The 13,426-nt window shown below is 69.3% G+C and carries 13 protein-coding genes; 10 read left to right on the top strand and 3 right to left on the bottom strand.

Annotation, left to right across the window (positions count from 1 at the left end):
- Window positions 1-131: 131 nt before the first annotated feature.
- The gene (locus tag ABD194_RS06915) at window positions 132-941 is read left to right on the top strand and encodes a sulfite exporter TauE/SafE family protein (protein WP_343989368.1); all 810 of its coding nucleotides are present in this window, start codon (window positions 132-134) and stop codon (window positions 939-941) included.
- Window positions 942-1,036: 95 nt separating this feature from the next.
- Window positions 1,037-1,663, top strand: coding sequence for a rhodanese-like domain-containing protein (locus ABD194_RS06910; protein WP_343989366.1), 627 nt, complete (start codon window positions 1,037-1,039; stop codon window positions 1,661-1,663).
- Between the two features lie 238 nt (window positions 1,664-1,901).
- Here ABD194_RS06910 and ABD194_RS06905 read toward each other — a convergent pair whose 3' ends face one another.
- The 3 genes from ABD194_RS06905 to ABD194_RS06895 form a co-directional block, all read right to left on the bottom strand.
- Window positions 1,902-4,994: a hypothetical protein gene (locus ABD194_RS06905; protein ID WP_343989364.1), complete on the bottom strand. Its 3,093-nt coding sequence runs from the start codon at window positions 4,992-4,994 to the stop codon at window positions 1,902-1,904.
- 475 nt (window positions 4,995-5,469) lie between these two features.
- Window positions 5,470-6,912 carry a hypothetical protein gene (locus ABD194_RS06900; protein ID WP_343989362.1) on the bottom strand — a complete coding sequence of 481 codons (1,443 nt, stop codon included), beginning with the start codon at window positions 6,910-6,912 and terminating at the stop codon, window positions 5,470-5,472.
- A gap of 5 nt (window positions 6,913-6,917) precedes the next feature.
- A complete protein-coding gene (locus tag ABD194_RS06895; protein WP_343989360.1) occupies window positions 6,918-7,535 on the bottom strand; it encodes a hypothetical protein in 618 nt (205 codons plus the stop codon).
- Window positions 7,536-7,998: 463 nt separating this feature from the next.
- Between ABD194_RS06895 and ABD194_RS06890 the strand changes: the two genes are divergently transcribed.
- The 8 genes from ABD194_RS06890 (at window position 7,999) to ABD194_RS06855 (ending at window position 13,355) form a co-directional block, all read left to right on the top strand.
- Complete coding sequence (locus ABD194_RS06890; RefSeq protein WP_343989358.1) at window positions 7,999-9,045, top strand: TadA family conjugal transfer-associated ATPase; 1,047 nt, start codon at window positions 7,999-8,001, stop codon at window positions 9,043-9,045.
- Window positions 9,045-9,911 (top strand): type II secretion system F family protein, encoded by an 867-nt coding sequence (locus tag ABD194_RS06885; RefSeq protein ID WP_343989653.1) that lies wholly within the window; start codon window positions 9,045-9,047, stop codon window positions 9,909-9,911. The genes ABD194_RS06890 and ABD194_RS06885 overlap by 1 nt, the downstream gene beginning before the upstream one ends.
- A complete protein-coding gene (locus tag ABD194_RS06880; RefSeq protein WP_343989356.1) occupies window positions 9,908-10,885 on the top strand; it encodes a type II secretion system F family protein in 978 nt (325 codons plus the stop codon). The genes ABD194_RS06885 and ABD194_RS06880 overlap by 4 nt, the downstream gene beginning before the upstream one ends.
- A gap of 46 nt (window positions 10,886-10,931) precedes the next feature.
- Window positions 10,932-11,147 carry a hypothetical protein gene (locus ABD194_RS06875; RefSeq protein ID WP_343989354.1) on the top strand — a complete coding sequence of 72 codons (216 nt, stop codon included), beginning with the start codon at window positions 10,932-10,934 and terminating at the stop codon, window positions 11,145-11,147.
- Window positions 11,078-11,695, top strand: coding sequence for a TadE/TadG family type IV pilus assembly protein (locus ABD194_RS21595; protein ID WP_425579958.1), 618 nt, complete (start codon window positions 11,078-11,080; stop codon window positions 11,693-11,695). Before ABD194_RS06875 ends, ABD194_RS21595 begins: the two co-directional genes overlap by 70 nt.
- The gene (locus tag ABD194_RS06865; RefSeq protein ID WP_343989352.1) at window positions 11,692-12,174 is read left to right on the top strand and encodes a pilus assembly protein; all 483 of its coding nucleotides are present in this window, start codon (window positions 11,692-11,694) and stop codon (window positions 12,172-12,174) included. The genes ABD194_RS21595 and ABD194_RS06865 overlap by 4 nt, the downstream gene beginning before the upstream one ends.
- Window positions 12,175-12,181: 7 nt before the next feature.
- Window positions 12,182-12,688: a pilus assembly protein TadG-related protein gene (locus ABD194_RS06860; protein WP_343989350.1), complete on the top strand. Its 507-nt coding sequence runs from the start codon at window positions 12,182-12,184 to the stop codon at window positions 12,686-12,688.
- Window positions 12,689-12,881: 193 nt separating this feature from the next.
- Window positions 12,882-13,355, top strand: a complete 474-nt coding sequence (locus ABD194_RS06855) for a lamin tail domain-containing protein (protein ID WP_343989348.1) — start codon at window positions 12,882-12,884, stop codon at window positions 13,353-13,355.
- Window positions 13,356-13,426: the final 71 nt, after the last annotated feature.

The raw sequence follows: 13,426 nt of genomic DNA, 5'->3' as shown, positions 1-13,426 counted from the left end.
GAGACCGGGCTTCAGTTTGAGCTCGGACGGCGCCGTCGGGGGCCGGGACCACCGTCGTCCCGGCCCTCGATGCAGCGCCGAGCTTGGTACATCCGACGCCACCACCAGTAGCTTCGAAGGAGCTCCACCCCATGCCCTTGCTGGCCATACCACTCGGCGTGCTGATCGGCCTCGCCCTCGGGGCCCTGGGCGGAGGCGGCTCCATCCTCACCGTCCCCGCCCTGGTCTACGTCCTCGGCCAAGACCCGCGCGCAGCCACCACCAGCTCGCTGATCATCGTCGGGGTCACTTCCCTCATCGCGCTCGTACCGCACGCCCGCGCTGGCCGTGTCAGGTTCGGGCAAGGGCTCCTCTTCGGTGCACTCGGCACCGCAGGCTCGTTCGCGGGGACCGCCCTGTCTCGGTCCGTGGCCCCCAACACCCTGCTGCTCGCGTTCGCAGCCCTGATGCTCGTCGTCGCGGCGCTCATGCTGCGCCGCGTGCTCAGCCCTGCCGAGCGTTCGACACTCATCGACCCGACGGTCGAGCCGATGATCACACTGCGCCCGTTCAGCTGTGCCTCGCCACGCGTGGCCAAGGTCGTCGTGACCGCCACCCTCGTCGGTCTGCTGACCGGGTTCTTCGGCGTCGGAGGGGGGTTCGCCCTCGTGCCAGCCCTCGTCCTCGCCCTCGGGTTCCCGATGCCCACCGCGGTCGGCACGTCCCTGCTCGTCATCGCCGTCAACAGCGCCACGGCACTGACCGCGCGCGTCACCCACGCGAGCAGCTCCCTCGACTGGTCCCTCATCGCGACCTTCACTGTCGCCGCTGTCGGCGGCAGCCTCATCGGTGGACGCATCGCGTCCCGGGCCAACCCACGACACCTCACCATCGCCTTCGCCGTCCTGCTCGTCGGCGTCGCCCTCTACACGGCCGCGCGCAGCCTCTCCCTCCTCGGCTGACGAGCGAGAACCCGGCCCTTGGCGCGGCGGCCGATCCGCCGCGCCCTCCCTCGGAACCCGCACGCCTCCCGGGCGCGCGGAACGTGAAAGGAACCATGAGCAACAACCCCTCCGTCCACCCAGACCCGACCACCACCGGCACCACGCCGCGCAGGCCCGCGGCGCTCGACCCACAAGCGCTGCAGGAGTGGATGGCCGCCGACGACCGGCCCCGCCTGCTCGACGTGCGGACCTCGGCCGAGTTCACGACCGCCCACATCCCTGGTTCCTACAACGTGCCGCTGCCGCTGCTGCGCGATCACCGCGACGAGCTGCGGACCCACCTGGACGAGGACGTCGTCCTCGTTTGCCGCTCCGGGGCCCGGGCCGCCCAGGCCGAGGCGCTGCTCGGCTCGACCGGCCTGGCCAACCTGCACGTCCTCACCGGCGGCGTTGCCGCCTGGGAGGTCGCAGGCGGCCCGCTCAACCGCGGCGCGCAGACGTGGGAGCTCGAGCGCCAGGTGCGGCTCGTCGCCGGCGGCATTGTCCTGACCGGCGTGCTGGCCAGCACCAAGGTGCCCGCCCTCAAGTGGGTGTCGGCGGCAATCGGCGCTGGCCTGGCGGGAGCGGCAGTGACCAACAGCTGCGCGATGGGCAAGGCCCTGTCGATGCTGCCCTACAACCGACGGACCGGACCCAGCCTGAACTCCGTCCTGCGTGAGCTGGGCGGGACCGCAACCTGATTCGAGCGGCGGAAGCAGGCCCTGGACAGCGTAGATGTGGTGTTCAGGGCCTGCGCTGCGAGGTGGGGCTGAGCGACCGCCTGCCGAAGCCCCACTCGTTTTGCCTGACCGGTGTCAGTCCAGCCGCCTACCCCCACAGCCGCTGGGGCGGAGCCGGAGGGCGCTGCTGATGACGCTGACCATGACATCCGGGGCGGCGAAGTCCCGTTGCCGGCGGTGCCCGGTGTGTGGTGGGTCCTCAGGGCGCGTGGTGTTGGCGCGACGGTCGCGGCCGTAGCAGCCCTTGAGCCCGCAGCAGGTCGGCCAGTGCGTAGCGGCTCACAGCGTGCACGGCGGCGACGTGTCTGATTGACTGCGGTGCTTGATAGTCGCGCAGCAACGCGTTCCACTCCTCGGGAGTGAGCGTGGACGGGTTTCGCAGTCCTGACCCAAGAGCGGCGGGGAGGGCGGCCGTGAGGGTCGCGGACTGCTCCGGAACGCTGTGCGCCGGGGGCTTCATCATGGGTTGCCGCCCGGGGCGTTCCCGACGAGAGGCGTAGTGCTCGTCGGTGGCCACAGGCAGGTTGTGCCCGAGCGCGTTCCACAGCTCGGGCTCCCGCACGTACGCACCAAAAGTCTCCAGCGGCCACGTGACACCTTCGCCGTCGGTGTGGCAGTCCAGGCAGAGGTACCCGGCGACCTCGCGGAAGGCCATCACGGCCCGGCGGTAGCCGCCACAGTGGTGGCACCCCCGCAGGCGGTACTCATGCGCGTTGACCTTGGTCCACTGCTCGTCCCGGGACCAGGCCCCACTCGTGAAGAGCCCCGCGAACGAGTTGAAACCCCTCGCGTGGGGAAAGTCGGTGCGACGCACGAGGCCGCCGTTCTGTGCGGCGACGGTCAGGCCGACCGCTTCCCAGTTGCTTGTCTTGTGCAGCCAGCCGCCGCGAACCGGGTTCACTGCGTCGTAGAGGGTCTGCAACCGGTCGACGAGCCTGTCGGGGTGCCTGAAGGTGCGCACGAGTTCCTCGTCGGCAAGCATCGCCGCCTTGATGGTCTCGAGGTCCCGCGACGGGTCCATCGGGAACAGGGCGGTCATTCCGAGATGCAGCAGGACTGGAACACGACACTGCAGGAACGCCAGGCGTCCGCCCGCGTCGGCCAACATGTGCTCGCGCAGCAGTCGAAGCGCCCGCCGCTGGACGCTGGTGTTTGCGTTCTTCGTCCAGTCCAGGGGAACGCCGGCTCGCAGAGCGTGAAGCAGAGCCTCGGCGCGCGCGGGCAGTGCTCCCAAGCTGTGCAGGTCATGAGTACCAGCCGCAGGCAACAGGACCGTGGTGTCCCCGTCGGTGACGACGAGGTTGAACGAGAACGTGACCTGCGTACCGGTCGTGCCGCTGCGTCGGATGTCGCGCACGGACACCTTCATGTCTCGTATCGCGGCGCGCCACATGGGCCGAAACCTGACGTCGGTGGGGTCCAGGAGCGAGGCCAGCAGGTCGCCGATGGCTCCGCACTCGAGGCCACGTCTGGTCGTCTCGAGTTTCATGCGGTGGTCCGCCGCGGCCTGCGCGGCATCCCGTTCGTGAGCCTGCAAGGCCGGCAGCTTGCTCTTGAGGTCTCCAATCCTGTCCCACGCATTGGCTCGCGCCTCAGCTGGCATGACGTGGCGGGAACCGTCCGGCACCATCTCTGCGATGTCGGCTTCGAGACGTGCGATGTCCGTGAGGCTGGCGTGAACGTGGTCTGCGGCGGCGGTCACGGCGGCGCTCAGCTGCGCAAGATGGGAGTCCTCCAGCTCAAGCACCTGCTGCGGTGCGGGCACCACCTGAGCCTGGTGCATCGCGCGCAGGACGGCCTCGGCCATCCAGTCGTGCTCAAGGTAGACACGCAACCGCCGACGGCGCTCCTCTGCGCCATCCAGGGCTGGGCCGGCGCCCTTCCCCGGGGGCGTCGCCAGCGCGTAGCGGACCTTGATGCTGCCGGGTCGTGCCGGGTCGGCGACCTTGTCGGGCCTGAGGTGCACGACCTGCCCGTTGAACTCGGCGGTCAGGTTCACGAACGTGTGCCCAGCCTGGTTGGACCGGCGAGCCACGCCTGTGCGGCGCCAGTGACGAATCCGTTCGAAGTCCTCGGGGGTGGCCCACGGCTCGCCATCGGGAGGAAAGACGTCGTCGATGACGACATCCTTCGAGTGGATGGTGCGCCGGTAGGTACCACTCTCGTACATGTCGAGGTTCGTCCAAATGCTCTCCTGCAGTCCGTACGCGTCCTTCTCGTCGTAGACGGCAGCTGGCCCGCCCCGGCCGCGGATGCCATCGCTCGCGAAACCGCGCCGCACCATCTCTCGACCCAAGTCGCTCACCGACCAGGCCGGGGAGCCGGCATGTGCGAAGTACCAGCGGAGGTTGGCGACTTGGTCAGCGGGGCGACCCTCCATGTCCTTCGCGGCCGGGCGCGTTCGCAGGCACTGGCTCGCATTCGGGTAGTTCGATGGAGAATCTATGTAGAGACGCTTCACTGCTCCGGTCGCGTGATGCCCGACCAAGTGCAGGCGCGTCAGGCCTGGCGGTGGCAGGCTCGGCAAGTAGTAGTCGACATAGCCGTCCCGCATACTCAGTTGCAGGCCGGTATATGACAGCATCGACGTTCGGGTCGATTCGACAATGGTGCTCGCGTGCTCCCGGTCCTCCGTCCCCTTCACCAGGCGCTCAGCTTGCCCGAGTTTCCCATCATCCCAGATGCCGTTGAAGCCGTCGCCCACAAACACAGGGCCGACGCTTCTCAGCAAATCGTACTCGGCCCAAAGGGGCGCTTGCCCCCACCCTTGGCGAAAGAAGCGGTCCTGTCGCTTCGCGAAAAGGAGGCTGGGGCAGGCGCTTGCGAAATCATCAGCGACATTGACCGCAACTGGCGATTGACGGTCTGCTGCGTTCAGTTTCGTGCTCGCGCCTGCACTGAGTGTGATGAATAGGCCAATCCCACGGGGACGCAGGTCGACCGAGGCGAAAGTGCACTGGAATGTTTCCGACTCGTTTCCATGGACGCGGTACTGCTGGACACGCCTACTGCTGGAAAGTCGTAACGACAGGTCTGCGGTCGAGGGAAGCAGATGCATGACATAGATGTCGAGTTTGGTGAAGAGCGCCTCGGCTGCCTCGTAGAGGTCGCGAGCGACCGCGTCACTAACACGCGCAGTTTGCTCCGGACTTTGCCTGGCTGCTAGCTGAATGGGCCTATCGAGACTGATGGTTTCCGCAAGCACAAAGGGGCATCGCGGTCCAATCAGGACTCCGGCTGATTCACGGTACCCTCGTGCTCGAAGTTCATTGGCCGTCTTCTCGAATGTCACGGCAGTCACGCTTTCGCCGCTCGGAGCGCATCACTGCCGGCAGCCACTCCGGCACCGGTGTACGCAGATTCACCACGGTACTCCGAACTTGGTGCCAACTCTTCATGGTCATGGTTACAGAGCATGGTCAGTCCTCTTCGCTATCGGGCGATGTATGGGGTGCGAGGGTCTTGCTGTCTGGCGGACGAACTCTGTTGCCCTAGAAGGGCAATCGGATGTTCCTTGTCTTCACGATGCTGTTGGGTCGGCCCCAGGGGGTCTTCGGTGGTGTTGCGTGGACCGGCGCTACGAAAGCGGCTCCGCGGACCCGGCCGGGCGCCGACAGGAACACGCCACCACCAACCGCAGCTCGCCTGACGCGGCCGGCTGCCGGTCGACCCGGAGCTCTTCCAGGGAGCGGGGAAGGGGGCTACCGACCAGCAATGCCGGACATTTGCACGTAGCGTCAGAACGCGAGCCGGACTTTTCATTGCGGTTAGTCATTGGCCGCCACCTCCTCGCCGGGAAGAGCGGGCCTGTCGTTGGGCGAGGTGACATAGCCCGAGAATGGCGCGGGGCTATCCGGTCGATGAGGGCCGACCTCAACGAGTCGCCGTTGTGTGGCTTCCCGCTGCTTTCTTGCGGCGGTGACGCTCGCGTCCTTCGCGACACCGACGTAGTGTTTCCAGACGAACTCCGGCGAGGCCCACCCGCCGTTGACGCAGACTTCGGAACTGCTCCATCCCCACACCTCGAGCGCGGTCGTCGCGTACCGGTGGCGCAAGGCGTGAATGGGGTGCTGCCACAGCCGCCCGGGTGTCTGGGTTATGACGAGAGCGTCCTTGGCCCTGAATCGGGCCTCCCATGTGGTCTTCGTGTACGGCCAGCCAGCCGCCTCGGCTGCCGGGACAAACTGGCGCGCGCGTAGGTTGCGCAGTCGCCAGTAGGTGCGGCCGCGGCTACTCGGGAATATGAGCGCATCCGGGTTGAGTCCGTCCCTCTGCTCGCGTCGTGCGGCACGGGCGCGCTCCCACAGCCACGCCGCGAGGGGAAAGTCCGTCGGGGTGATGTCGATGACCAGCGCCGAACGCGCTTTGCCATTCTTCGGTGGCGTCAAGCGGATACCGCCGCCGGTTAGCTCGACCAGCTGTTTGTTGACCCGAAGGACCGTCGTATCTTGCGGTCCGTGTAGTACGTCGTCGGCGGTCAGGCTCAGCGCCTCGTGGACGCGGAGGCCAGCATATGCAAGGACGTGGACGAGGCCGCTCCATAGCCGGTACGTCACCTTTGCCTCGGCGAGCGCGGCAATCATCGCGTCGGTCGGAATCATCTCCGACGAGACGAAGTCGGGGCTTTCCCCTTGCACGGGGATTTGCCGTTGACGACGCGAAGAGCTCGGCAGGTCGGGCAGGTCGACATCGCAGGCGCGCGCCTGGTCATCTCGCAGGAAGCCCTTGGCCACTCCATAGCCGACTGCAGCGCTCAGAATGCTGCGCAGGGAGTTGGCTTCCGCCAACGAGGCGCACCGGGCCAACTGGCCGCGCACCTGATGCTTGCTGAGTTTGCGGAGCGGGACGCTGCCGAGCGTTGCGTAGACGTCCTTGCTCAAAAGGCGGCCTACCCGCGTGCTGTACCCATCCGACCATGGCGCTCGCGAGGTCGTGCGCTTGCCGCGAGCCGGTTCCATCCCCGCCTTCTTGTAGGCGTCAAGCAAGTCACGGGTGAAACGCGCGTTTGCCGCCACCTCGGAGGCCGCCAGCAGACGCCGCTCGACCTCGGCGGCCTTCCGGAGTGCGTCCTCGGACGACCGGCCGACATGGGTCTGACGGCGCCGGCCAAAGGCGTCACGCCATTCAGCACGCCAGTACGGGTTTCCCGGCGTCGGGGGGAAGACATGGACCAGACCGCTGGGGGACACCAAGTGCGCCTTGCGCGACATGTCTTTCATCGCAGGTTCTCCAGGTTCCCGACCATCGTCCAACCCGGCGGTGGGACAGGCAGCGGCGGCGAACTGTCGCCTGAAGACGCAGGGCACTGCCCACACGCGCCGCGAGAGCTGTGGGTGCGAGTCGCCGGCTTTGCCGAGCGGTGCGGCTGCGGCGGCTGGACCGCCGCCTGGGCGGCGTCGCCGAGTTCGTCCTCGGGGGGATGGGCACGCCGGTCTCGGTCGGGCTCATCGCCCGCGTCGGGGACGGGTCTGCGGGGGGACGCGGCAACCCACACCAGGATGTCGCGCCGGAGCCACACCGGACGGTGCGTCAGGCCACCCAGCAGGTATGGCGCCGGGAAGGTGTCGGTCTTGAGCACGGCGAAGAGGCGCGACCGGCGCCATGGCAGGAACCGGACAAGGTGCTCGACCGTCCAGAGATTGTCGGCGAGGTCCACCCCGTCGCGGACCGGGCCGGGGTCGAACCACGAGATGTCAGGCGTCGCCGTTGCGCCAACGCCGTCGGCTGGCATCGAATGCATGTCCGGCGCGGATGAGACGGACGGGTCCGGGGTCGCCGGTTTCGGCGTCGATGGCTTGGGTGCCGCTTGCGAGGGAGTCGAAGTGGTGTCCACGGGGGATATCGGTGCCGGTGCGAAGGCTCGCGACAGTGGGGCACTTTTCGTCGCCCCGACCGACCTGAGGCAAGACCGCCCCGGAGTGACGGGTCCCGCTCGGCCCGGTCCAGCGGCAGCGGGTTCATGTAGCCACGGTGTCGTCGTTCTTGCGGGCACGCATGGCTGCCACGGCCAGCATGAGCTTGTTGAGGTGTCCACATTCGGTGACGGTGCCGGTGTGTGGCGCCGCGTATGTGGGCTCAGTTTCGTCACGACAAACGCGGATCCCGAAGGTCGACCAACGCATCGCCTCCTGTCGACGTGAGCGCCTACGGCGGCTGCGGGATCCGGGCACGTGGCGCGAGGCTCGCCGGGCTGGTGACGAGGCGAGATGGCGCTTCTCCGTCTGGGCGGTCGGTGGCGTGGTTCTACCGAGGCGGGTAGCGGTGTGCCAAACTCTGTGCCAATCTCATCCCACGGATTGCGCGGCACGCCTCTGACCTGCAGCGATGCCTCTTGCGGTTCAGCCGATCTGGAACTCGAGGAGATCTGGATCAACGAGCCGTCCAAGGTCTTCGTGGCGCGCGGTGGCATCGCCGAGCTGACCCCGACGATCCTCTCCGCCGACGACGTGCGCGACCTCGTCGAGCGGATGCTGCGCACGAGTGGACGCCGCGTCGACCTCAGCAGCCCGTTCGTCGACGCGACCCTCGCCGACGGTTCACGGCTCCACGTCGTGATCCCGGACATCAGCCGGGCGCACTGGCAGGTCAACATCCGCAAGTTCGTCGTCAAGGCCGACCACCTCGACGATCTCGTGCGGTTGGGGACCATCCCGCGCCGGGCGGCGACGTTCCTCGAGGCCGCCGTGGCCAGTGGTCTCAACGTCCTGGTCGCCGGGGGCACCCAGGCCGGCAAGACGACCCTGCTCAACTGCCTCGCCGCCGCGATCCCGCCGCGCGAGCGGATCGTCACCTGCGAGGAGGTCTTCGAGCTGAAGATCCCGCAACGCGACGTCGCCGCCATGCAGTGTCGCCAGCCGAGCCTCGAAGGCACGGGCGAGGTGCCGCTGCGCCGGCTCGTCAAGGAGGCCCTGCGGATGCGACCGTCGCGGATCATCGTCGGTGAGGTTCGGCAGGAGGAGAGCCTCGACCTGCTCATCGCCCTCAACAGCGGCGTGCCGGGCATGTGCACGGTCCATGCCAACAGTGCGAGGGAAGCCGTGACGAAGATGTGCACGCTGCCGCTGCTGGCGGGCGAGAACGTGTCGAGTCGCTTCGTCGTCCCCACGGTGGCAGCGGCGGTCGACATCGTCGTGCACGTGGCGCTGGAGCGGGACGGTTCCCGGCGGGTCCGCGAGATCGTCGCCGTCCCGGGACGCGCCGAGGGGGACGTCGTCGAGGTCGCCGACCTCTTCGTGACACGTGAGGGTGCGCTTCGACGAGCCGACGGCTTCCCTCCGCACCGAGAGGCGTTCGAGCGCGCGGGCTACGACGTGGCCGCCCTTCTCGCGCAGGGGGAGTCGTGATCTCCCCGCTCCTGGTCGGACTGGTCTTCGGGGTCGGGGTCTTCTTCGTCTACTGGTCGTTCTGGCCGCAGCAGCCCGCACGGGAGCGGAGGGCCCGTGCCGGCTTCATGCTCAACCTTCGCGATCACCTGACCCAGGCCGGCTACTCGTCGCTCACGCCGGCCAACGTCATCCTCGGCTCGGTCGTACTCTTCGTCGTGGCACTCGTCCTGGTGTTCGCACTGACCCGCGTCCTGCCGATCGCCGTGTGCTTCGCCTCGATGGCCGGAGCCGTGCCGCTGTCGCTGGTTCGGATGCGGGCCCGCAAGCGTCGCAACAAGCTCCGTGACCTGTGGCCCGACGTCGTGGACAACATCACCTCCGGCGTGCGCGCGGGGCTCGCGCTGCCGGAGGCGCTCGCCCAGCTCGCCGTGCGTGGCCCCCTCGAGCTGCGGCCCGCGTTCGAGGCCTTCAGGGAGGACTACCGCACGACGGGTCGGTTCCACGACTGCCTCGACCGCCTCAAGGAGCGGCTCAGCGACCCGGTCGGCGACCGCATCGTCGAGTCGCTGCGCATCGCGCGGGAGGTCGGCGGCAGCGACCTGGGCAAGCTGCTCCGCACCCTGTCCTCGTTCCTGCGCGAGGACGCCCGCACCCGCTCGGAGCTGGAGACCCGGCAGAGCTGGACGGTCAACGCAGCTCGGCTCGCCGCGGGTGCCCCCTGGGTCATCCTCGGACTCCTGGCGCTCAACGGCAGCTCGCTCGAGGCCTACTCCTCGCCCACCGGCTGGGTGGTGCTTGCCGTCGGCGCCGCGCTGTGCGCGGTCGCCTACCGCGCCATGGTGTGGATCGGGCGCCTGCCGGAGGAAGAGCGGGTGCTGCGGTGAACGCCGTGGGCGGCGTCCTGGCCGGTGTCGTGCGCGACGGATGGTCGTGGGCGGGAGCCAGCGCCGGCATCCTCCTGCTCGCCGGCCTCGCGCTCGTCGTGGCGGGGCTCCCCGTCAACCGCCGGCCGACGCTGGACGACCGTCTCGAGCCGTACCTCAGGGACACCCCGAGGCCGTCGACCCTCCTGGCCCGCCCCGCGCCACCGAGAGGCCCGTTCGGCTTCGGTGAGCTCTTCGCCCCGTACATCGCCCGCCTCGGTGTGACCGTCGGCGCTGTCTTCGGTGGCGGCCCCTCGGTGGCGCGCCGACAGCTGAGGGCCGGCCGGCAGGCCGACATCGAGGGCTTCCGCGCGGAGCAGGTGATGTCTGGCGCTCTCGGCGGGCTGGCGGGGCTGGCCTTCACTGCGCTCGTCGCGGTGGCGCAGCGGCGCTTCCCCCTGCCCGTCCTGGTCGTCATGGTGATGGTCGGCGTCCTCGGCGGGATCGCTGCGCGCGACTACGCCCTCAGCCGCGCCGCCACACGACGGGAGGCCCGGATGCTGACCGAGTTCCCAACGGTGGCAGAGCTGCTCGCGCTGGCGGTCAGCGCGGGGGAGGGAGCGGTCGGAGCGCTCGAGCGGGTCTGCCGGCTCTCGCAGGGTGAGCTGTCGGACGAGCTGCGCCGGTGCCTCGCCGACGCCCGTGCCGGCGCGAACCTGCCCGCGGCACTGCAGGGCCTGGCCGACCGCACGGGCTTGATGAGCCTCACCCGCTTCGTCGACGGGATCGTCGTCGCGGTCGAGCGAGGCACGCCGCTCGCCGAGGTCCTCCGTGCCCAGGCGCAGGACGTCCGCGAGGACGGTCGCCGCGCCCTCATGGAGGAGGGCGGCAAGAAGGAGATCTACATGATGGTTCCGATCGTCTTCCTGACGCTGCCGGTGACCGTCCTCTTCGCCCTCTTCCCGGGCCTCAGCTTCCTCCACCTCAAGCTCTGACCGCAGGGGTCCAGGACCAGTGCACGACCAAGACAGGGAGACAGACATGAACCGCATCATCACCGTCGAGACACGGGCGCGTGCAGCCCTCGCCGACGCCGTCGCACGACACATCGGCGGCCCACGTGACCGTGGGGACGTGCCCGGCTGGGTCCTCATCACGATCATGACGGCCGGGCTCGTCACGGCACTGTGGGCGCTCGCCGGCCCGCAGCTCGGGCAGCTCTTCAGCGACGCCATCTCGGACGTCAAGGGCCCGTGAGGATTCCGGGCCTCGACCCGGCGGCCCCGTGTGCCCGGTCGCTGTTCTCGCGCGTGGCGCGGCGACCGCGGAACCGGCTCCGCAGCGCCGGTCGTCCGGGTAGGGCGCACGTCCTTGCGGGCGCCCGCCAAGGCCTTCGGCCCCACTCCGACACCGCCGAAAGCGGCTCTGCCGTCGCGGAGTTCGTGATGGTCGCGGCGCTGCTGCTCGTCGTGGCAATGGGGGTCTTCCAGCTCGGGCTCGCCCTCTACGTGCGGAACACGTTGATCTCGGCGGCCTCGGAGGGCGCCCGCTACGGTGCCCGCGCCGACGTCGAGCCGACCGACGGAGCCGAGCGCACCCGAGCGCTCGTCACCTCGGCGCTGAGCGCCTCCTTCGCCGGGGACGTCAAGGCCGCCCGCTCAATCACGGCCTCCGGGGTGCGGGTGGTCGAGGTGCGGGTCTCGGCGCCGCTGCCGCTGATCGGTCCCGTCGGGCCGTCCGGTGGGCTCACCGTGTCCGGGAGGGCCTTCAGCGAGGAGCAGGTTTTGGCAGGAGGTGCGGAGTGAGCCGTGCGCCTCGGGTCCTCGCGCTCGCAGCCCGCCGTGGCTCCGCCCACCGGCCTGCCGCCGCGGACGAGGGGCGAGCGATCCTCGAGTTCATCTTCCTCGGGATCCTGCTCCTGATCCCGCTCACCTACCTCGTCCTCACCGCGGCTCGGCTGCAGGCAGCGTCCTTCTCGGCCTCGCTCGCCGGGCGTGAGGCGGGGCGGGCCTTCGTGACGGCCCAGTCGGACGACGAGGGGTATGCCCGCGCCCGAGTGGCTGCGTCGCTGGCCTTCGGCGACTTCGCCTTCGACCGAGGTGCCGGTGTCACCGTCTCGTGCGACGGCTCACCGTGCCTGCGTCCAGAGGGTGCCGTGACGGCGACCGCGACCATCGCCGTCGCACTTCCGCTCGTGCCCGACTTCATCGCCGCGCACCTTCCTGCGTCGGTGACCATCTCGTCGACGCACGTCGCGTCCGTCGACCGGTTCGTGGCGCGGTGAGATCCCCGTGAAGACCAGGTATGCCGGCAGCCTCCGCAGGCGGTGCCGTCCAGCTGGTGCCCGCCTGGCCGACAAGAGGGCCCGCGACGAGGGGCAGATCGGTGTCCTCGCGCTGGGTCTGTTCGTCCTCGCGACGCTGCTCGTGCTCGGCACGATCGACGTGACGGCGGCCCAGCTGGCCCGCATGCGACTGCTCGACACGGCGGACTCGGCGGCTCTCGATGCCGCCGACTCCCTCGACGAGCGCGCCGCCTACGAGAAGGGCGTCCTCGAGAAGCTGGCCCTCACCGACCAGTCGGTGGCGAGCGCGGCGTCGGCACACCTGGCACGCACGCCGATGCCTCCCGGCATCACGGGGTGGTCGGTGGTTCCCGAGACCGGCGCAGACGGCGCCACCGCGGTGGTGACGCTTCGGGGCACGGCGACCCTGCCGATGAGCGGTTGGGTGCTCGAGTCGCTCGGCGGCAGCGTCACCATCACCGTGACCTCGCGGGCGCGCGCGCCGCTGGACTGAACCACCGCGCAAATTGCCCAAAACGGTCACCCTGTCCGCGCCCGGACGCTAGCGTCCGTCCTCGGCGCCCACGCCACCACAGCACGTCCAAGCGCGGTGGCGTGGTCGTCCTCAGGGGAGACGGCGCCGCCCGACGGGCGGCGCCATCCGGACGTGTCGCGACCGGGCGGTCGCGACGACAGACAGGGAGAAGATGCGCACCTTCGTCACCAAGGCCTCCGTCACCAAGGCCCTCGTCGCCACGGCGGCACTCGGGCTCGCCGTGGTCGCGCCCGTCGCGACGGCCGGCTCCGCCTCGGCGCTGCCGGCGATCATGATCTACAAGGTGCAGTACGACTCACCCGGGGCCGACCGCGGAGGCAACACGAGTCTCAACGCCGAGTACGTCGTCATCAAGAACACCACCCGGAGCAACCGGGTGCTGACCGGCTGGACGCTGCGGGACAGGACCGGCTACACCTTCCGCTTCCCGTCCTTCACCCTCAAGGCGGGTGCCACGGTCACCGTGCACACCGGTCGCGGCACCGCCTCCGCCACCAACCGCTACTACAACCGGTCCTGGTACGTCTGGAACAACACCGGCGACACGGCATACCTCCGGAGCGCCTCGGGCGCGACCGTGGACACGTGCAGCTGGAAGGGCGGCGGCACCGCGACCTCCTGCTGACTCACCGGCCCCGAGGAGGCCCGATCCTCCTCGGGCCCCGGGCTGTCGGCGTGCACGACGCGGTGGTCCGC

It is taken from the genome of Terrabacter terrae (assembly GCF_039529575.1).
In the GTDB taxonomy this organism is placed as follows: Bacteria; Actinomycetota; Actinomycetes; order Actinomycetales; family Dermatophilaceae; genus Terrabacter; species Terrabacter terrae.
This window is presented reverse-complemented; position numbering and strand designations above follow the sequence as displayed.